The following is a 20,720-nucleotide window of genomic DNA, read 5'->3' as shown; positions in this document are numbered from 1 at the left end:
AATATGAAAGTACATCCGATTATAGATTATCCTTACCGCTGGATTCCTATATTGGCATTGGGACTGATTCTTGTAATTATTCAAGTGGTTATGATGTCCGGATATGCCGGAGCCGATTATGTACCTGCAGTAGTAGATGGTATCGTAACAATCGGTTGGTTGATGGCATTAGGTTATCTGGCATGGTTTGTCGTGGGATTTGTTTCTGTGTTGCAGGCTGAGGTGATTGTGTTAGTTACAGGTATTCTGATTTGGTTGGCTGGCAGTTTCATGGTTTGCGATGTGATGGAACGTATTATAGGTATTACTTATATCCCTTTTGCACCGACAATCCCTTTTCGTTTATTATTTGGTATTCCTACCTGGGTGGCAATTCTTCTTTGGTATCGTTTAATAGTGGCAAATGAAGAAGTTCAAAATCAGGAAATGACAAAGGAGACTATTGTTTCACGATTGAAAGAAGAACTTGAGCCACCTAAAGTTGAGTTGATAGATCGTATTACAGTCAAAGATGGTTCTCGTATTCACCTGATCACGACTGATGAATTAATTTATATCCAAGCTTGTGGAGACTACGTAATGTTGATCACTTCTTCTGGAGAATATGTGAAGGAACAAACGATGAAATATTTTGAGACTCATTTGCCACAAGAAATATTTGTTCGTGTTCACCGTTCAACGATTGTCAATGTGACACAGATTTCACGAGTGGAACTTTTTGGAAAAGAGACGTATCAATTGTTGTTGAAAAATGGAGTAAAACTTCGGGTGAGTCTTTCGGGATATAGATTGTTGAAAGAACGATTGGGATTATAGTTTTAAGTGCAGAGATTGCTCATTCTATTTTGAAACTTTATTTTTTCGAGTACATTATTAAAGTATAGGTATATTGCCTTCTTAAGTCATATGTGTAAACGCTTAATCTTGTCTTTCTTCAACTCTGATAATAATATTACAATGGGAGTACATTTTCTGTATCTCCCATTGATCATTATTCATTGAGTGAATTATTTAACTTCATTACCCTTCTCATCAATAAATACCATTTTATTATTTCTTTGTGCTTTGGCACGTCCATTATGAAATTTTCCGATATAGTTATATTCAACTGGAACAATAACCTCTCCTTCAGAATTGATAATTCCTAATTTCCCGTTTTTATATGCCCGAGCACGGTTGTTTTCAAAGTTCCCGATATTAGTATATTCAATCGGAATAATAACCTCTCCTTCAGAATTGATAATTCCTAGTTTCCCGTCTTTATAAACCCGAGCACGATTATTCTCAAAGTTCCCGATATTAGTATATTCAATCGGAATAATAACCTTTCCTTCAGAATTGATAATTCCCAGTTTCCCGTCTTTATAAGCCCGAGCACGATTATTCTCAAAGTTCCCGATATTAGTATATTCAACTGGAACAATAACCTCTCCTTCAGAATTGATAATTCCTAATTTCCCGTTTTTATATGCCCGAGCACGGTTGTTTTCAAAGTTCCCGATATTAGTATATTCAATCGGAATAATAACCTCTCCTTCAGAATTGATAATTCCCAGTTTCCCGTCTTTATAAGCCCGAGCACGGTTGTTTTCAAAGTTCCCGATATTAGTATATTCAATCGGAATAATAACCTCTCCTTCAGAATTGATAATTCCTAGTTTCCCGTCTTTATAAGCCCGAGCACGGTTATTCTCAAAGTTTCCGATATTAGTATATTCAATCGGAATAATAACCTCTCCTTCAGAATTGATAATTCCTAATTTCCCGTCTTTATATGCCCGGGCACGATTGTTCTCAAAATTTCCGATATAAGAATACTCTAGAGGAATGACAATTTTACCATTAATATCTATTGCTCCATATTTCCCACCCTCATATTGTTCTTTTTTATGTTCCAAATTAATCAAAGGAAAAATCAGAGAGTTATTGTCACTTTCTGTTTTTCTCCATGTACCGTGTTGAGCTACTTTTGCTATATTATTTTTAAACTTATAAATCACGTCATAAATGGGTTCGGTTACCTTTTTTTGATTGACAATAAGACCATATTTCCCTTTTTCCGAATAAACATCAATTTTTTGAGCTTTCAAGAATGAAGAAATGGTGAATAGCATAATCATGCTGATAAAGAATAATTTTTTTTCCATATAATCTATGTATTAATTTCCTATTGGCAGAATTAAGTTAATATATATTCAACTCGGTCAATAAGCTTTGTTTTATCTTATTGGTGTCTTGTAGGATTGTAGACATACTGTTTCATTGTTTGATAGATAAATAAAATTACGATTTACTTCCCTATTTTGAACTATGTTCTTTATTTTAAACTGTAAATATAGATTCTACTAATCCTATTTTGATTCGAAAACAGGTAAACTAGCCTGAATTTAATTTGGGCACTTCTTTTTTGAATTTAGGCTACCTGTTTATTGAATCTGAATATTAATGGATCGTAAATCTTCCGCCTTCGAACTGCTCCCATAATATATTTTATATGTTCCATCAATGGGATGCATAGTATTGGTCGTTGAATCAAACCATTCGAATGAATCATAAGGAAGCTCAATATTTACATTCTGTTTTTCACCTTTAACTATATTCACTCTCTGGAAAGCCCGAAGAGTCTTTTGTGGTCCTTCCTTATCGTCCGGGCGACTAATATACACTTGTACAACATCTGCTCCATCCTGTTGTCCGACATTCCTCACTGGAATAGTGAGAATAACCTTTTCTCCTTTATGCAGTTTTGATTGATTCAACTTAGCCTTTCCGTAAGAAAAGCGTGTATAACTCAATCCATAGCCGAAAGGAAATAGCGGTTCTTCAGTCATGTAGCGATAAGTACGTCCTTTCATCGAATAGTTTTCATAATCCGGTAATTGTTCCAAACTTTTATAGAATGTAATAGGTAGACGTCCGGATGGATTGTAATCTCCAAAAAGTACGTCTGCAATAGCTGATCCACCTGCTTGACCGGGATACCAAGCTTGCAGAATAGCGTTACAGTTCTCACTCTCGGGAACAATTGCCATTGCCGAACCTGAGAAATTAATGAATACGACTTTCTTTCCATTATTCTTTAGAAGAGAAAGAACTTCACGTTGAATAGCCGGTAATTCGATGTCTGTGCGGTCACCATCTTTGAATCCGGTAACTGATACATCCATTTCTTCTCCTTCCAATTGTGGCGAGATACCTCCGGCAAAAATGATAACGTCCGCATCTTTCACTTTGTCCATAAGTACTTGTTCATTCAGAACAGATTTCTGTACATTATTATCTTTTGAATGGATAGCATCTGTGAGTCCACATATAGGTTCATAAATAATTTGTGCCTGAGGTAGTTTCGCTCTGATTCCTTCCAATAAAGTGACGGTATGTGACGGGAAACCATTGTAATTACCCCATTGCATGACAGAATCATTAGCATTTGGACCGATCACAGCGACTTTCATCTGACGGTTTAAAGGGAGTAGGTTATTTTTGTTTTGTAACAGCACTAGACTTTCATGTGCTATTTTTAGTGCCAATTCTTTATGTTTAGGGCAATCAACAACTGAATAAGGTATTTCCGCCCAAGGATGGGTTGGATTCATCTCTCCCAGTTCAAAACGTGCTTTTAATAATCTTCTGACGGAAGTGTTGATTTTTTCTTCTGAAATTAATCCTTGCTTTGCGGCTTCTGTAATACTCTTGTAGTTATCTCCACACTCAAGATCAGTACCGCTCAGAACTGCATCTGCAGAAGCGTGGGCCGCATCCGGATGAGTATTGTGATGGTGAGGTTGGAAGAAATCTCCAATAGCTCCGCAATCGGAAACAACAATTCCTTTGTATCCCCATTCGTTACGGAGAATCTGCGTGAGTAGACGTTTGCTACCACAACATGGGTCACCTTCAAAACGGTTGTAAGCACACATCACTTCTTTTACTCCAGCTTTTTGTACCAAATCTTTAAATGCCGGAAGATAAGTTTCCCATAAATCTCTGGGATCTATATTTTCAGCATTGAAATTATGGCGATTCCATTCCGGACCGGAATGTACGGCATAGTGTTTGGCGCAGGCATGAAGTTTATTATATTTGGCATCTTCCGGTCCTTGTAAACCTCTGACTACGGCCATACCCATCCGACCTGTCAGGTAAGGATCTTCTCCATAGGTTTCTTGTCCACGTCCCCAACGCGGGTCACGAAAGATATTGATATTAGGAGTCCATACTGTAAGACCTTTATAACGGTCATATTGCCCTTTTTCATTGAAATTGCGATTTTTGGCACGTGCTTCATCTGATACAGCATTGAATACCTCATAAAGCAAAGCATCATCGAAAGAGGCGGCCATACCGATAGATTGAGGAAAAACAGTAGCCCGTCCCGCACGTGCTATGCCATGAAGAGCTTCGCTCCACCATTCGTATGGCTTAATGCCGAGACGTGGAATGGCTGGTGAGGCATTTTGCATTAAAGATACTTTTTCTTCCAACGTTAGTCGTTGGAGTAAGTCATCTGCCCGTTGTTCGGCTGAGAGTGAGATATCCTGATAAGGATACTGTTCTGGGGCATTGTTCTGCGCCTGTGTTTGGAATGTGCAGGTTACTGCAAAGCATGCTATTATCCACTGTCTTATCATTACTTTATAGTTTTGGACTTTGTTTAACAAATTCAATTCTCCTTAAATATCAGGAAAAGAGTACTTATCCATCATTTTACTATTAGTGATCCCTTTAGAGTGATGTTACTGATAAAAAATAATTTTCCTAATAGAATTTCCGGTTAGCGACGAGCTGTTCAGAAATTGGTGGAAGGTACAAAATTATTAGTCGTTTCATAGTAATTGTTTTAATGTTTAAGCAAAAATAAGAAAAACAATGCGGAATTAAAAGTTTAAATAGAAAATTGAGTAAAAAAAGTTTTTTATCTGTATTTTTATATCTAATAAAGTGTATGCTCTTTATTGACAGTTGATTATTTATATTTCATAATGAGTTTTAATAAAAAGCTTTAAAAAAATCCTCTTTACGTCCTTATTTTGGATATAAAGAGGAAATTTTCTTGACGAGAGTTGCATGGGGTATGGTGAGATGAAATCATAATTGGGGAATAAATTGCACAATACTTTCACAAGTGTCCTCTCGTCATTGCCTAAAATCTAGGCAAAATTAATTAATAATTTTTATAATCAGCTACATATATTAAAATATCTTATAAACTTTATGAATATTTTGATATATTGAATATATTTTGGGATGACTTTTAGGATTCATTGATTTTTACTACCTTTGTCAATTCAACTAAGAAGTAATCCAGAAGTATATGAATGAGAATTTTTTATATAATGACTTCCCCACTTTTCTAAAAAAGTATTTTTCTTATAAGGTACAAAAAATATCATTGAATGCAGGTTTCACATGTCCCAATCGTGATGGTACAAAAGGATGGGGAGGATGTACTTACTGCAATAATCAGACATTCAATCCGGACTATTGTCGGACGGAAAAGCCAATTGCTGTTCAGTTGGAAGAAGGAAAGTGCTTCTTTGCCCATAAATATCCGGAAATGAAATATCTGGCATATTTTCAAGCTTATACGAATACATATGCGGAATTGGAGGGATTAAAAAGAAAATATGAAGAGGCTTTGGAAGTTGAAGGAGTAGTCGGTCTGGTTATTGGTACGCGACCGGATTGTATGCCGGAAGATTTACTTCGTTATTTGGAAGAATTGAACCGAAATACTTTTTTAATGGTAGAATATGGAATGGAAAGTACTTTGGATGAGACTTTGCAGCGCATTAACAGGGGACATACTTATAAGGATACAGTTGAAGCAGTTCGGCGTACTGCCGATTGTGGCATCTTAACCGGAGGGCATATAATTCTGGGACTTCCCGGAGAATCTCATGATACTATGGTGATGCAGGCCGAAATCCTTTCAGAGTTGCCGATCTCAACTCTAAAAATTCATCAACTACAGTTGATACGTGGAACTCGTATGGCGAAGGAGTATATGGATAATCCATCTGACTTTCATTTATTTATGGAAGTTGATGAATATATTGATCTGGTAATTGATTATGTGGAACATTTACGTCCTGATTTGGTAGTAGAGCGTTTTATCTCTCAATCTCCTAAAGAGTTGTTGATTGCTCCGGATTGGGGATTAAAAAATTATGAATTTGTAACTCGTTTGCAAAAAAGAATGAAAGAAAGGGGGGCTTATCAGGGGAAGAGGTATAAGGATTCAGAAAAAAGAGTTATTTTTGCAGATGATAAGTTCACCATTGAATAGATATCGGACTTTAAAAAAGATATAAGGTGGTGAGGAGAAATTAATTAAAGTTGAAGAATGGAACAGAAAACAAGAATTAAAGGAAATATCCACTATGTGGGAGTGAATGACCGTAGTAAACATCGTTTTGAATCGATGTGGCCGTTACCCTACGGAGTTTCGTATAACTCTTATCTGATTGATGATGAAATGATTGCTTTGATTGACACAGTTGATATCTGTTATTTTGAGGTATATCTGCGTAAAATCAAACAAGTGATTGGCGAACGTCCTATCGATTATCTGATTATAAACCATATGGAACCGGATCATTCAGGATCTATCCGATTGATTAAGCAACATTATCCGAATATTATTATCGTAGGTAATAAACAAACATTCGGTATGATTGAAGGTTTCTATGGAGTGACTGGTGAACAATATTTGGTAAAAGACGGAGATTTCCTTGCTTTAGGTCGTCATAAACTTCGTTTTTATATGACCCCTATGGTGCATTGGCCGGAAACGATGATGACATTTGATGAAACGGACGGTGTTCTTTTTTCTGGTGATGGATTCGGTTGTTTCGGTACGCTGGATGGCGGTTTCCTGGATACCCGTATGAATCTGGATAAATATTGGGGAGAGATGGTTCGTTATTATTCAAATATCGTAGGGAAATATGGTAGCCCCGTTCAAAAAGCTTTGCAGAAATTGGGAGGGCTTCCTATATCTACCATTTGTTCTACTCACGGACCTGTCTGGACGGAGAATATAGCGAAAGTGATTGGCATTTATGACCGTTTGAGTCGTTATGATGCTGACGAAGGTGTAGTGATAGCTTATGGCAGCATGTACGGAAACACGGAACAAATGGCTGAAGCAATTGCCGCAGAACTTTCTGCACAAGGTATTAAAAATATTGTCATGCACAATGTGGCTAAGAGTCACCCATCTTATATTATAGCGGATATTTTCCGGTATAAGGGATTAATTATTGGTTCTCCTACTTATAGCAATCATATTTTCCCGGAGGTGGAATCTCTATTATCTAAGATTTTAGTGCGTGAGCTTAAAGGACGTTATTTGGGATTGTTTGGATCTTTCACATGGGCAGGTGCTGCTGTGAAGCGTATGGCTGAATTTGCAGAAAAAAGTAAATTTGAGTTGGTAGGCAATCCGGTGGAAATGAAACAGGCAATGCAGGACATTACCTATACTCAATGTGAGAATCTGGCTCGTGCCATGGCGGACCGTTTGAAGAAAGACCGTTAATAGTGATAGAAAAATATTTGACTAACCTATAAAATAATCGACTTATGAGACTTATTATTCAGCCGGACTATCAGTCCGTATCTCTGTGGGCTGCACATTATGTTGCTGCTAAAATAAAATCTGCCAATCCAACTCCTGATGAACCATTTGTATTGGGTTGCCCTACCGGATCTTCTCCTTTGGGTATGTATAAAGCTTTGATTGATCTGAATAAAAAAGGAATCGTTTCTTTCCAGAATGTTGTAACATTCAACATGGATGAATATGTAGGATTACCGAAAGAACATCCGGAGAGTTACTATTCATTTATGTGGAACAATTTCTTTGGCCACATTGATATCAAACCGGAGAATACTAACATTCTGAACGGTAATGCTCCTGATTTGGATGCAGAATGTGCACGTTATGAAGAAAAAATTAAGTCTTATGGTGGTATCGACCTTTTCATGGGGGGGATCGGTCCTGACGGACATATTGCTTTCAATGAACCGGGATCCTCTTTAACTTCACGTACCCGTCAGAAAACGCTGACTACAGATACGATTATTGCCAACTCCCGTTTCTTTGATAATGATATTAATAAGGTTCCTAAAACAGCTTTGACTGTGGGTGTAGGTACTGTACTTTCTGCTAAGGAAGTGATGATTATCGTTAATGGCCATAATAAGGCTCGTGCATTGTATCAAGCAGTAGAGGGACCAATCACTCAAATGTGGACTATTAGTGCTTTGCAGATGCATGAAAAAGGAATCATTGTTTGTGATGATGCTGCGACTGAAGAACTGCGAGTGGGTACTTACCGTTATTTTAAAGATATTGAAGCCGGACATTTGGATCCGGAATCATTAATTAAGTAATCGGTAATTCTTAATTGAAATAAGAAATGGGCTGCCTCACGTTTGAAGTGATGGTAGCCCATTTTATATCAAGTCTCTTAGATTTCTTCCAACCAGCCTTTACCTTGCCGGACTATTTCCGGTTCAACATCTGTACATTTTACCACTGTTGATGGTTCTATTCCTCCGATACCTCCATCGATTACCAGATCTACGATATCTCCGAATTTTTCATTTATTAATTCCGGATCAGTCATATATTCCAGTTCCTCATGCTCCTTGTAAGGGAGAGTAGTAGTCATAATGGGAGCATCCAATAGGCGAGCTATTTCACGTATAATATGGTTGTTAGGCATACGAATACCTACTTCTTTCCGGTTACGGAAGATTTTGGGCAGACGGTTTGTTCCATTCAGAATAAAAGTGAACGGACCGGGAAGATTATGTTTCATCAGTTTGAAAACGCTATTGTCCACTTTGGCGTATTCACTGATACTGCTTAAATCATAACAGATGATAGATAAATTGTTTTTGCGTGGATCGATGTCTTTGATTCGGCAGATGCGTTCGATAGCACGTTCTTTCAGTCCGTGGCAACCAATGGCATACGTCGTATCTGTAGGATAAATGATAAGTCCGCCATCATTTAAGATGTCAATAACCCGTTGCAAATCTTGCTGGTTATTATTTTTATCATATAGTTTTAAAAGCATAAGTTTACTTTTTATCTATTTCAATTTCTTCAAGAGATCTAAAGCTTTCTCTGTCGCTTTTTGTTTGACAGAATCTTTATTCGCATTAGATCCACCGTCCAGACCTAGCTTTTTACCCAATTGACCGATTGCTTCTTCGGCTGCAGATTCAATAGCTTGATTCGCCATACTCTTCATATCGACATTGACTTTGGGAGAACTAAATGAACCGTCGATTTTCAGATCTACCGTCGATATTTTAGCAAAATTGGCAGAAGCGGGAAGTTTGATCTTACCTGTATAATCAATCGTCTGATCCAGGCCGGTGCTACCGGAAAGATTCAATGTATAATCTCCCATTTTAATATCGAAAGGTTGGGTATTGACCCTACCATCCTTAATCGTGAAATCTATTTTCATATCTTTCACCTTCATGTCTTTAAGGCTTGGTTGTTTGATGGCATCGGCAATCTGGTCAATGGATTTTACTCCACTGAGGCTAAGATCACGTACAGATAAGCTGCCATCTCCTTGTAGGGTATTTAATACCGGACTCATAGTTGCATCCAAATCTGTCAGTATGTTGATACCACCGGAGAAATTACCTTTCAGATTCTCAAAAATTGGAGCGAGTTTCTGTATCATATCCAGCTCTTTGTATGCTTGCGAAAAACTGATATCTGTGAGTTTGAACCCAGCTTTTACTTCCGGTTTCTTCGCGTTGGCAGTAGAGTAGTAGCCATTCATAACTGCATTGCCTCCCATTGTGTTCATGGAGAGATTCTTCATATCTACTTTGCCATCCTTAATGATAAGTTTGCCGTTCATATTGTTGAATGCCATTTTGTCAAGCAATACTTGCTTTAAGTTTGCATCCATTTGAAGATCAAGATTACTGGGAACTTCGAAAACACCTGTTACTGGAATAGAATCAGTTGCACTGGCTTCACCCGAAGTTGAGGCAGTGGCTGTACTATCAGTCGAAGCAGTCATAAAATCGTTCAGATTAAAATAATTCGAATGAATATTAAGATTGCCTTTTAAAGTCGTACCTTTCAATGCATACCCTATATAGTTCTCGAAACGACTATCGGCTGTAATGTCATTCTTACCCATATTGACGGTAGTTTCGCTTAGTTGGAGATATTGAGGGGTAAAAGTAAAGAGTGATTTCTTTATTTCCACATCCGGCATATCTTTCATTTTGAGTTTCATATCCGTCAGATTAATCGTACCGGATGCTTTGAAATCATCATATTGTTCCTTTTCTATATATGAAAGCCGTCCGGACATTTGCATATCGGCATTAATTGTTCCGTTCAGAGCCATGTCATCCATTGGATAAACCTGTTTGATCATTCCCAAGTTGAGTATACCTTTGGCTTCTGCTTTGAAGTCCGGATCACTGATCGGAGTCTTTACGTCAGCTATCAGTTTAAACGGATTACCTGCTAGGTTGAAACTGAAAGGGTTGATGTTGATAGTAGTTAGGTCAATGTTACCTCCTGGATTCTGTACATTGGCACTAATATTGATTTGGTCTACACCTGCCGGTAAAGCAGGATAACGGAACATGGCGTTTTTGACTTGCATATCGATATTGAATGAAGGAACAGTGTCTCCTTGTAAAATACCTTTGGCTGATGCAGTAAGAGTGGCAGTTCCATCCGTCTTTAAGCTGGAAAATTCGGTTGCATAGATGGCAGGAATGAGTGACAGAATCTCTTTAAACCCTATATCATTGGTATTAAGTTTCAAATCCATGTCGATTGCCGGGTCTTCTAAAGCAACCCATCCATCGATTCCTGCTTTAATTGCATTAAGTTGGAAGGTATTATCCTTTAATGTATATTTATTGTTGGCCAGATCGGCGTCTACGTCCATTTTTGTAGAAATCTTTGCATTAGCAAGAAAAGGAATGCCATTCATTTGATAAGTTAGTGCTTCAGTGGCAGCTTCCAACTTCAGAGTGGTGTGGTCACTACTTAAATCTCCGGCACATAGAGCATTGAACTTGCGGATATCTGCATACATTTTGCCTTGTTGGTCATCATAAATCAAGTCCATATCCTTGATTACAAAACGTTGTAATTTGACTTTGAAAGGGGAGGATTCTTCTGTATTTTCCTCAGACGTATTTAAGTTTTCCGTTGAATCGGGTTTCATAATATCCCAATTGGCACGTCCGTCGGGAAGAACAATAGCATGTAGACGAGTATCTTCAATAGAAATTTTTGAAATATCGTATCCGTTATCTCCAAAGAGAGAAAACAGATTGATAGCAGCTGTTACTTTTCCTGCTTGTACAAGAGTATCATTAGCAAATTCACCTGTTCCTTTCAACCAGAAATCTTCTAGTATGACAGAAGCTTGTGGAAAATCTCGGAATAAGCTAATACTTAGGTCTTTAAAATCAAATTGTGCATTAAGCATTTTATTGCCTTCTGTTTTTACAATCCCTGCTATTTTACCTTGGAAGGCAAAGGGGATGAGGAGCATAAGTATAATAATGACTCCTACTGTGATAGCTGCGATTTTCAAACCTTTTTTCATAAAACGACTTTTTATTGTTGAGTAAATAATAAATTCTGTTAGAAAGCGTAACCGAAAGATAACCAGTAGGAGTTTCTCATAGGAATATTCTTTTCCGCAAACAACCATGAAAAGTCTACTTGTCCCCCAAGATAATGTACTCCTAAGCCTGCTGTAGCATAACTTGCATCTCCTTTCTTTTTGTCTCCATAATGATATCCTCCTCGGAATTTGAAATGTTTCACTAAAGTATATTCAGCTCCTGCACTGACTCCGAGCGACCGTACGTCAGAAGGAAACATTCTGTAACCTAAATCGGCAGCCACTATCAATCGGTGGATCTGATTAAAAGATAAATCGACCGAACCGCCGGCTTTAACAAAAGCAGGCAGACTTTCTTTAGTATTCAGATACTTGACTTTTGAACCAAGATTACTGAATTGAACTCCGGCTGTCCAACTTGCATCATTCAGAAGTTTGAAACTTCTTCGATAAATAGCACCAAAATCGACAGCAAAGGCATTTGCACTTTTGGCACCTCCAAAACTACCCATATCAGAATGGATCAGCTTGGCTGTTGCCGATACAGCTAAGTTAGGAATTATTTCGCGTGCATATCCCAAATCAATCACCCATTCTTTAGGACTTATGCTTTCGTATTTTTCATTATTACTATTAAATACATCCAAAGAGGGATAATTGTAATAACGAAATCCACCCAAAATGACATTGCGTTGATTGATTTTATAAAAACCACCAAGGCTGTTTAAAGAATGTCCGGAATCATAGTCGCGCATGATAGGTGCAAAAGTATAAGTGACACCTCCATTTTCAGGGCTGATAACCGATGTTGCTCCGTTATAAAAAACAGCATTATTGTTGCCGGGTAGTGCAACACTTGCACCTCCCATTCCTGCGCTACGTGCATCAGGGGTAATAGTAAGGAAGTTGACTGCTCCGGTATTGATAGGAGCTAAATCATCCTGTGCTTTTACATTCCATGCGAAAGTAAGGATAAGGATACTGAGCACTATTTTTTTCATATGTATATATTCGGTTTAAATTAATATTTAATGAACCTTTCTTTAATGTTTTTACCATTACATTCGTATTCCATCGTATAATATCCTCCCGCTAATTTGCTTATATCCAGCGAAGTCGTCATATATTGTTTAGCAGTAATACTTTTACGGAATACTTTGTTGCCCAGATTATTATAAATTGTAACAGTTGCATTTCCTCCCAATTCATAATTTACACGAAATAATAATATTCCATTAGTAACCGGGTTTGACTTTAAAAGAAAGTTTTTGCTGTTAGTTTCAATATTGGGAAGTTCTGCTTGTAGAGCTGCCTTTGCATTTACACATCCATTACCTAATTGACCGATATAATTGGGGTTGTAAGAATCAACATCATAAGCAGTGCTTAACAGAATTTCTTTTAGCTGTTCTGCTGTAAAGCCCTTTTTCCCAACTCCGTACTTTTCAATAACAAGAGCAGCCACGCCGGAAACATGGGGACATGCCATAGAAGCTCCATATAGATAGCCGTATGCACCATATGAGAATGTACTATATATTTCTTTATCAGGTACAACATTGTTAGGATTTAACTTTTTGTTTTCTCCGCCCGGAGCACAGATATCTATATACTCACCGTAATTCGAGTAAGAACCTTTTTTATAATCAGCACCTATCGCTGCCACTCCTATTACTTTCTCATAGTCTGCCGGAGTTGCGTTTTTAGGATTGGAACTATTGTTGTTATTCGTAGCAAAAAGAACAATACCTCCCTTCATAGGGCTGTCAGGTAATTGATTCCCATCATTATCACAACCGGCATATTTAATAAAATAGTCAATGGCTTCTTTATCAACAGGATCTAATGAACTGTTATTGTCATATCCCCAACTGTTTTGGCAAATAATTGCTCCGTTGTCTGCTGCGTATTTGATGGCAGAAGCACCTTTTGAATCACGAAAGCCATCAAGCATTTGGCAACACATGATTTTTACTCCACTGTTTGGAGTACCGTTTCCGCCTGCAATTCCAGATACTCCTTCCCCGTTATTGTTAACGGCACCAATAATTCCTGCTACATGTGTAGCATGACTGTATGGGCTTATATGAGGACTATTAGCTGCAAAATTGTAACCATGTACATCATCTATATATCCATTCCCATCATCATCTATACCATTTCCAGGGATTTCATTCGGATTTATCCATAAATTATCATATAAATCCGGGTGAGTAACATCTACACCTTCGTCTATTACTGCTACGATGATATTGGGATTTCCGTTGTATTGTTCCCATACATCTGCTAACCGGATATCTGCACCGGCTACTTGCCAATCTTCAGTTCCCGGATTATAGAAGTTCCATTGCTTGTCAATATACGGATCATCCCAAGGAAGTACAGCAGCTCTGGTTGAAACTTTATGGACAGGACAAGCAATCTCTACTCCATCCAATATTTTGATATCATTTACAGCACGAGTCGTTGCTACTTCTTCTGAGTACCATACGTCATACCAAAGATGTAATCCTTCTCTGCGTGTACGTTCTTCATATTTCTCAGAGTAAGGGAAAGTACGTTCCATTCGGGTAACCTTAAGGATAGAAGCAGAACCATCTAAAGCTTGTATTCCTGTGGAAACCTTTCCGTTGATACTTCTGACAGTTACCTGTTCTTTCGGTTCTTCTTTTAGTTTGATTCTCATTAGACCTTTCACAACATCATCTTCTGAAAAATCAGGTGTCGTGTTATCTATTACAATTTCCTCTTCAGAGGAGATATTGAAATCTGTTTCGTCACTACAAGCGGTCAGCCAGCAGATGGAAAGAAACAATAAAATAAATTTCTTCATATAACAAGTATTAAATCTATCTAATCAGCTATTAAACAACGAAGAGTTGCACAAAGTTACGTTTTCAATTGTAAAAACCAAATGATTTTATGGTTTCTTCTTTCTGATTTCTTCAGCAATGCGCCATTGTAAGGCAGCTTCCTCTTCTTTTCCAACTTTCAGCAGGGCATCACCAAAGAGTTCATGAGCACCTGCATGTTCCGGTTTCAGTGAAGTTGCTTTGTCCAGATCGGCAATAGCACCTTCTGTGTTGTCAAGTTTTAGTCGGAGTTTTCCCCGATTATAAACAGCTTTAAATTCAGTCGGTCTCAGACTGACAGCCGTATTAAAACAATTTTCAGCATCGAAGTATTGCTTTTGGTTGAAAAGGGTAATCCCTTTTCTAATCCATGCATCCAGATAATTGGGATCGAGACTAAGAGCCTTGTCGTAGTTGGCAAGAGCGGCTCGTGCATCATGTGCCTGGGTGATACATTCATTTCCCATCAATACATATTCATGAGCATATTCACGCAATTGTTCCTGTTGTTTTCTCATTTGTTCTTTAAGATTTTTATTTTGCTCTTTTAAGGTATTGATAATACCAAGTTTACGGCGGATCAAACGGCGGACAACGGGTTTCTCAATATCATACCGCGAATGAATAGCAAGAAAGAATTGTTCCAGACATTCTTCCATGTCTCCCTTATCGAAAGCATGTCCGGCAGCAGCATATTGCATATCAGCTTGTGCCTGTTTCAAAGCTTTATCAATTGCTTGTCGGTCATTGAAGCGTCCGGCAAAATTTACTATTTCCGGTCGGACAAAGATATCTGCCCGATTAATGGGCTTTTTCAATTGAATACCATCTAACGAGGTGCAACGGCTGAGAGCTACATAAGCTTGGCCTCCTGCAAACACGCCCCCTGTAAAATCTATAACTACCCGGCTAAAAGTTAATCCCTGGCTTTTATGGACAGTAATAGCCCATGCCAGACGAATAGGGTATTGTGTGAAACTACCCAATACTTCTTCTTCTATCTCCTTGGTTTTCTCGTTGTAACGATAACGAATATTTCGCCATGACTCCCTCTTCACATCACATTCTTTGCCATCATCGGTTATGACATAAATCGTTTCTTCTTCTTCGTCAAGACCGGCAATGACTCCAATAGTACCATTTACCCATCGGCGGTCGAAATCATTCTTGATAAAAATGACCTGCGCTCCGGGTTTTAATACGAGTTCTTGTGAGGTCGGAAGACTACTTTCAGGAAAATCCCCTTCAATACTTCCTTCAAAAGTGATCGGTTCTCCCGGAAGTTCGGCTAACTTCTTGTCGTTAATAGAATCGACCGTATCCCTTCGGGTAGCCAGGGTAATATACATATCAGCTTCCGATTCTTCAATCCGGGTTCCGTAACGAGTATTTAATAGTTGCAAGTCGGCAGCTCCGGCAGTATTAGTACGAATATGATTGAGGACATTGACAAACACTTGGTCAGTCTGACGATACACCTTTTGAAGTTCAATGGATACAAGATCGATCTGGTTGAATACGCGTGCAGAGAAAAAATAAGGAGTAGGGTAGGAACGATTCAGTATTTCTCGTTCGTCATTCTTTACGACAGGTTCCAATTGGAATACGTCTCCTACCAACAAGATTTGTTTTCCCCCGAAAGGTTCGCGTAAATTGTGAGAATATACACGTAGAATACGATCAATCGCATCAATGATATCCGCCCGTACCATTGAAATCTCGTCGATAATCACAAGTTCGATCTGTTCCAACAGTTTGCGGTGTGGCTTGGTATATTTGAAAAATTCGTGGATACGTCCACGTTGCAAACTTAAATTCGGATCATCCGGTAATAAAGGATAGAATGGCAGTTTGAAAAAACTGTGCATAGTACTCCCTCCGGCATTGATCGCGGCAATACCAGTCGGTGCTAGAACCACGTGTTTCTTTTTGGTCTGTTCGCAGATATGACGCAGGAATGTTGATTTTCCGGTACCCGCTTTCCCGGTAAGAAAAACCGATTGGCGAGTATATCGGATCAGGTTGAGAGCATCCTGAAAAGCTGCATTACTGGTATCTATGCTCATTTTTTTGTGCTACAACTCCGATTAATCAATAATTCCAAAATGTTTCATTGCGTTACTGATTCCATCTTCATCAACAGGAGTCGTGATATAATCTGCTGCGGCTTTCACATCTTCCTTTGCTTGTCCCATAGCTACTCCGATAGCTGCATGGCGTAGCATACTGATATCGTTACCCCCGTCTCCGAAAGCCATCGTATCTTTCAATTTTATCCCAAAGAAGCGGATTATTTCGTCAATACCCTTTTGTTTGGTAACACCTTTGGCTGTAATATCGGCAAAGGCATGATACCAACGCCCTACTTCGCAAGTTGGAATATAGGGACGCACTTCCTTCTCTTCTTCTTCAGTGATAAAAGGGGTCATTTGGATGATTTCTTTGCTGGTTGCCTCTTCAAAAGAAACAGTCGGGATCGTATTTACATGTAGGAAATCATAGAAAATTTGCTTTACCAATTCATTAGGTTGGCAGACTGAAATATGATGTTCTTCTACAAAAATGCAGGGAACACCTTTCTTTTCGCAGAATGTCGCCATTGCTTCTACTTCATCATGCGGAATGATGCTTTTATAAATAACTTCATTACCGACAAAGCAATAAGCACCGTTCATCGTTATATATCCATCAATCAAATTACGATCCTGTAATTCGGAAAGATTATTAATGATAGCTTTGGAACGTCCGGTAGCAATAAAAATCTTATTACCTTTAGCATGGGCTTCTTCCAATGCCTTAATGGTAGATGTCGGGATACGATGAGTCTCAAAACTGACTAACGTTCCGTCTATATCAAAAAATAAAGCTTTTGTCATAAAATTCTTTTTGAAATGAGTATACATTCCTAATAAACATGTAGCAAAGATAATTGTTTTACCACTATAAACCTAGTGCATAAAGTGATTTTAGGGCTTCATTGTAGACTATTTATTAGCATTAACCTGCTATAACAAACATTTTGACAAGAACTTACTGCCCTGAATTGCAAAAGTATCGAAAAATATGATTGATATTAAAAATAAAAAAATTACATTAGCAGCTTGATAGATAAAGGAGAACTTACGGTCTATAATTAAAGTATATCCACTATTAATAAGTTACATATAGATACTATAAATATAATGAAAAACAGATTGTTATGACTTCAAGAAGAGACTTTTTAAAAAGAGCCGGACTCATTACGGCAGCTTTCGCTACTCCAGCTCTCAATGTACAAGGAGAAGAAACACCACAACGCAAAATGAATTTGAAGAATGCTAAGGTTGCAGTAGATGACCGATGGGATGTTATTGTAGTTGGTGGAGGACCGGGAGGTTGTACTGCAGCGATTTCGGCCGCAAGAGAAGGGGCTAAAACCTTACTTATTGAAGCTATGGGGCAACTTGGCGGAATGGGAACAGCTGGAATGGTGCCCGCATGGTGTCCATTTTCTGATGGCGAAAAGATCATTTATAGAGGTTTGGCAGAGAAGATATTTAATGCTTCAAAAGCCGGCGTACCACATGAGAAAAAACAAAATTTGAATTGGGTCAATATAAATCCGGAACATTTGATGACGGTTTATGACCGGATGGTTACAGAATCAGGAGCACAAGTACTTTTCTTCTCACGTGTAGCGGCTGTAGAAATGGACGCTAATGATAAAGTAGATGCCATTATTGTGGCAAATAAGTCCGGACTTGTTGCTTTTAAGGCAAAGGTGTTTATCGATGCAACGGGTGATGGAGATCTAGCGGCTTGGGCTGGTGCTTCATTCAAAAGAGGAGATGATGAAGGGAATGTACAAAGTTCTACGTTATGTTTCTCATTGGCAAATGTAGATAGCTATCGTTATATGACAGGTCCCTCACTGCATACAAGTAATAAAAACAGTCCGGTCTATGCGGCTATTGCATCTGGCAAATATCCTTTGATAGATAGCCATTTGTGTAGTAATCTGATAAGCCCGAGTGTCGTGCAGTTTAATGCGGGACATCTTGTGAATGTGGACTCGACAGATCCTTGGGCTACTACCCAAGCTATGATTAAGGGTAGACAGATAGCCGGACAATATTTGGGAGCAATGAAGGAATTTCAACCGCAAACTTTTGGTAGTTCTTTTGTCGTAAAAACAGCTTCCTTGTTGGGAGTTAGAGATAGTCGCCGAATTGAGGGTGATTATATCTTTACTGTTCAAGACTGGATGGACCGTAAGACATTTGAGGACGAGATTGGACGTAATAGTTATTATATCGATGTTCATAAACCCGGTCATAAAGCTACACGTTACAATAAAGGAGAATCTCATGGTATACCTTATCGTTGTCTGACTCCTAAGGGTTTGAAAAATGTCTTGACGGCAGGACGTTGCATATCCACCGACGAGGAAGCTTTTGGTAGCTTACGGGTAATGCCACCATGTCTGGTGACTGGTGAAGCTGCGGGAATGGCTGCTGTGCATGCTATCAAACAAACAAAAAATGATGTCCACACGATTGATGTTAAATTCTTACGTAAGAGACTGAAGGAAGAAGGACAATATTTCCTATAAATATACTTGTATTTTAATAAGCTTATATTAAAAGAATTGCTTTACTGCCGGTAATTAAATCCCGGTGGGAAAGCAATTCTTTTTCATTTGCCTTTTAAAAAGAGAATCGTTTCATAAGGTTCTTCAACTTCGGAGAACAATCATCTTTTTAAAAAAAATATTCGTATCCACATGTAATATCTTTCGTATTTACATTGTATCTTTTTCATCTCTACATGTGAAAACGAAAAGAATTATATGTGAATACGGATATAATTTAGAGATAGAAATACTTATAATTAAAAGTTTTAAAAATAGATTCTTACCTTTAATACATAATTTACTGTTGATAAACTTGAAAGTATGAGACTTGTTTTTTACTTTTGCCAATCATAAGTATAAGATGCCATAAATTTAGAAATTTGTGTTACTTTTGTTGAATCTAACAAAAAAGTATAACGTCGTATGAACTATAATTTTGATGAAATAATAGACCGTAAGGGTACAAATTCTGTAAAATGGGATGCTGTAGAAGATCGTTGGGGACGCAATGACCTGATTCCAATGTGGGTAGCCGACATGGATTTTCGCACACCACCTTTTGTTGTCGAGGCTTTGAGGAAACGCTTGGAACATGAAGTTTTGGGTTATACTTTTGCTTGTAAAGAATGGGCAGAGTCTATTATTAATTGGTTAAAAGAACGTCATGGATGGACAATACGGGAAGAAATGCTAACCTTTACCCCTGGCATTGTTCGTGGATTGGCATTTGCTATCCAATGTTTCACAGAAAAAGGAGATAAAGTGATGGTAATGCCTCCCGTTTATCACCCTTTCTTTCTAGTGTCGCAGAAGAACGAGCGTGAGGTTGTATATAGTCCGTTGATTTTAAGAGACGGGCGGTATCATATTGATTTTGATAGATTCAGGAAAGATGTACAGGGCTGTAAGTTACTTATTTTGAGTAATCCTCACAATCCCGGAGGACGTGTATGGACAAAAGAAGAATTGTCGCAGATTGCTGATATTTGCTATGATAGCGGTACTTTGGTCATTTCTGACGAGATTCATGCAGACTTGACTTTACCGCCATTTAGGCATTTTACTTTTGCTTTGATTTCAGAAAAGGCACGGATGAATTCACTTGTTTTCATGTCGCCAAGTAAAGCCTTTAATATGCCTGGTTTGGCTAGTTCGTATGTGATTATTGAAAATGAAGAAATCCTTCACCGTTTCCGGACCTTTATGGAGGCTAGTGAATTTAATGAAGGACATCTGTTTGCTTATCTTAGTGTGGCAGCAGCTTATAGTCATGGAACTGAATGGCTGGATCAAGTGATTGCATATATAAAAGGGAATATTGATTTCACCGAAAGCTACTTGAAAGAAAATATTCCTGCTATTAAAATGATTCGTCCGCAGGCCTCTTATCTGATTTTCTTGGATTGTCGTGAATTAGGACTAACACCGAATGATTTGAACCAACTATTTGTAGAAGATGCACATCTGGCATTGAATACAGGAACCACATTCGGTAAAGAAGGAGAGGGGTTTATGCGATTGAATATTGCTTGCCCACGTGCTACACTTGTACAGGCATTGGAGCAATTAAAGGAAGGTAAGTCGAACTTCTTCAAAAGATTATAATACTCT

At 38.2% G+C, this 20,720-nt stretch carries 14 protein-coding genes; 6 read left to right on the top strand and 8 right to left on the bottom strand.

Going from position 1 to position 20,720, the window contains the following annotated elements; translation table 11 throughout:
• Nucleotides 1–3 precede the first annotated feature (3 nt).
• Nucleotides 4–816 carry a LytTR family DNA-binding domain-containing protein gene (locus CZ225_RS19915; protein WP_077155189.1) on the top strand — a complete coding sequence of 271 codons (813 nt, stop codon included), beginning with the start codon at nucleotides 4–6 and terminating at the stop codon, nucleotides 814–816.
• A gap of 191 nt (nucleotides 817–1,007) precedes the next feature.
• On the opposite strand, the gene CZ225_RS19910 is transcribed toward CZ225_RS19915, so the two are convergent.
• Both CZ225_RS19910 and CZ225_RS19905 read right to left on the bottom strand, forming a co-directional pair.
• A complete protein-coding gene (locus CZ225_RS19910) occupies nucleotides 1,008–2,147 on the bottom strand; it encodes a WG repeat-containing protein (protein ID WP_083714682.1) in 1,140 nt (379 codons plus the stop codon).
• 279 nt (nucleotides 2,148–2,426) lie between these two features.
• A complete protein-coding gene (locus CZ225_RS19905) occupies nucleotides 2,427–4,631 on the bottom strand; it encodes a glycoside hydrolase family 3 C-terminal domain-containing protein (RefSeq protein WP_077155187.1) in 2,205 nt (734 codons plus the stop codon).
• A gap of 683 nt (nucleotides 4,632–5,314) precedes the next feature.
• Between CZ225_RS19905 and CZ225_RS19900 the strand changes: the two genes are divergently transcribed.
• Genes CZ225_RS19900 through nagB form a run of 3 tightly spaced genes read left to right on the top strand, consistent with a single transcriptional unit; the run spans nucleotide 5,315 to nucleotide 8,400 of the window.
• On the top strand, nucleotides 5,315–6,289 hold the full coding sequence (locus CZ225_RS19900) for a tRNA modification radical SAM protein MnmL/YtqA (protein ID WP_077155186.1): 975 nt from the start codon (nucleotides 5,315–5,317) through the stop codon (nucleotides 6,287–6,289).
• Nucleotides 6,290–6,346: 57 nt separating this feature from the next.
• Nucleotides 6,347–7,543: an FprA family A-type flavoprotein gene (locus CZ225_RS19895; protein ID WP_077155185.1), complete on the top strand. Its 1,197-nt coding sequence runs from the start codon at nucleotides 6,347–6,349 to the stop codon at nucleotides 7,541–7,543.
• Nucleotides 7,544–7,587: 44 nt separating this feature from the next.
• Nucleotides 7,588–8,400 carry a glucosamine-6-phosphate deaminase gene (gene nagB, locus CZ225_RS19890; RefSeq protein ID WP_077155184.1) on the top strand — a complete coding sequence of 271 codons (813 nt, stop codon included), beginning with the start codon at nucleotides 7,588–7,590 and terminating at the stop codon, nucleotides 8,398–8,400.
• Nucleotides 8,401–8,477: 77 nt separating this feature from the next.
• Here the strand turns inward: nagB and CZ225_RS19885 are convergent, their stop codons facing one another.
• The 6 genes from CZ225_RS19885 to CZ225_RS19860 form a co-directional block, all read right to left on the bottom strand.
• Nucleotides 8,478–9,092, bottom strand: coding sequence for an L-threonylcarbamoyladenylate synthase (locus CZ225_RS19885; protein WP_077155183.1), 615 nt, complete (start codon nucleotides 9,090–9,092; stop codon nucleotides 8,478–8,480).
• A gap of 15 nt (nucleotides 9,093–9,107) precedes the next feature.
• Nucleotides 9,108–11,624: an AsmA family protein gene (locus CZ225_RS19880; RefSeq protein ID WP_077155182.1), complete on the bottom strand. Its 2,517-nt coding sequence runs from the start codon at nucleotides 11,622–11,624 to the stop codon at nucleotides 9,108–9,110.
• Between the two features lie 38 nt (nucleotides 11,625–11,662).
• On the bottom strand, nucleotides 11,663–12,646 hold the full coding sequence (locus CZ225_RS19875) for a PorV/PorQ family protein (protein WP_077155181.1): 984 nt from the start codon (nucleotides 12,644–12,646) through the stop codon (nucleotides 11,663–11,665).
• Between the two features lie 20 nt (nucleotides 12,647–12,666).
• Nucleotides 12,667–14,478 (bottom strand): S8 family serine peptidase, encoded by a 1,812-nt coding sequence (locus tag CZ225_RS19870; protein WP_077155180.1) that lies wholly within the window; start codon nucleotides 14,476–14,478, stop codon nucleotides 12,667–12,669.
• An 87-nt stretch (nucleotides 14,479–14,565) separates the two neighbouring features.
• Entirely contained in the window at nucleotides 14,566–16,563 is a 1,998-nt protein-coding gene (locus CZ225_RS19865) for a tetratricopeptide repeat protein (RefSeq protein ID WP_077155179.1), read from the bottom strand.
• Nucleotides 16,564–16,584: 21 nt separating this feature from the next.
• Nucleotides 16,585–17,373, bottom strand: coding sequence for a Cof-type HAD-IIB family hydrolase (locus CZ225_RS19860; RefSeq protein WP_077155902.1), 789 nt, complete (start codon nucleotides 17,371–17,373; stop codon nucleotides 16,585–16,587).
• Nucleotides 17,374–17,696: 323 nt separating this feature from the next.
• On the opposite strand from CZ225_RS19860, the gene CZ225_RS19855 reads away from it, so the two are divergent.
• The gene (locus tag CZ225_RS19855) at nucleotides 17,697–19,088 is read left to right on the top strand and encodes an FAD-dependent oxidoreductase (RefSeq protein WP_077155178.1); all 1,392 of its coding nucleotides are present in this window, start codon (nucleotides 17,697–17,699) and stop codon (nucleotides 19,086–19,088) included.
• Between the two features lie 444 nt (nucleotides 19,089–19,532).
• On the top strand, nucleotides 19,533–20,714 hold the full coding sequence (locus CZ225_RS19850) for a MalY/PatB family protein (RefSeq protein ID WP_077155177.1): 1,182 nt from the start codon (nucleotides 19,533–19,535) through the stop codon (nucleotides 20,712–20,714).
• Nucleotides 20,715–20,720 lie beyond the last annotated feature (6 nt).

Source organism: Bacteroides bouchesdurhonensis (assembly GCF_900155865.1).
Taxonomy (GTDB): Bacteria; Bacteroidota; Bacteroidia; order Bacteroidales; family Bacteroidaceae; genus Bacteroides; species Bacteroides bouchesdurhonensis.
The sequence above is the reverse complement of the archived record's forward strand: the minus strand, read 5'-3'. Positions and strand labels throughout refer to the sequence as shown.

Excerpts from the sequence above, each read along its gene's own strand:
- CZ225_RS19875 (WP_077155181.1), bottom strand. The coding sequence starts at position 12,646 with ATGAAAAAAATAGTGCTCAGTATCCTTATCCTTACTTTCGCATGGAAT.
- CZ225_RS19910 (WP_083714682.1), bottom strand. The coding sequence starts at position 2,147 with ATGGAAAAAAAATTATTCTTTATCAGCATGATTATGCTATTCACCATT.
- CZ225_RS19850 (WP_077155177.1), top strand. The coding sequence starts at position 19,533 with ATGAACTATAATTTTGATGAAATAATAGACCGTAAGGGTACAAATTCT.
- nagB (WP_077155184.1), top strand. The coding sequence starts at position 7,588 with ATGAGACTTATTATTCAGCCGGACTATCAGTCCGTATCTCTGTGGGCT.
- CZ225_RS19870 (WP_077155180.1), bottom strand. The coding sequence starts at position 14,478 with ATGAAGAAATTTATTTTATTGTTTCTTTCCATCTGCTGGCTGACCGCT.
- CZ225_RS19895 (WP_077155185.1), top strand. The coding sequence starts at position 6,347 with ATGGAACAGAAAACAAGAATTAAAGGAAATATCCACTATGTGGGAGTG.
- CZ225_RS19860 (WP_077155902.1), bottom strand. The coding sequence starts at position 17,373 with ATGACAAAAGCTTTATTTTTTGATATAGACGGAACGTTAGTCAGTTTT.
- CZ225_RS19865 (WP_077155179.1), bottom strand. The coding sequence starts at position 16,563 with ATGAGCATAGATACCAGTAATGCAGCTTTTCAGGATGCTCTCAACCTG.
- CZ225_RS19885 (WP_077155183.1), bottom strand. The coding sequence starts at position 9,092 with ATGCTTTTAAAACTATATGATAAAAATAATAACCAGCAAGATTTGCAA.
- CZ225_RS19855 (WP_077155178.1), top strand. The coding sequence starts at position 17,697 with ATGACTTCAAGAAGAGACTTTTTAAAAAGAGCCGGACTCATTACGGCA.
- CZ225_RS19915 (WP_077155189.1), top strand. The coding sequence starts at position 4 with ATGAAAGTACATCCGATTATAGATTATCCTTACCGCTGGATTCCTATA.
- CZ225_RS19880 (WP_077155182.1), bottom strand. The coding sequence starts at position 11,624 with ATGAAAAAAGGTTTGAAAATCGCAGCTATCACAGTAGGAGTCATTATT.
- CZ225_RS19900 (WP_077155186.1), top strand. The coding sequence starts at position 5,315 with ATGAATGAGAATTTTTTATATAATGACTTCCCCACTTTTCTAAAAAAG.
- CZ225_RS19905 (WP_077155187.1), bottom strand. The coding sequence starts at position 4,631 with ATGATAAGACAGTGGATAATAGCATGCTTTGCAGTAACCTGCACATTC.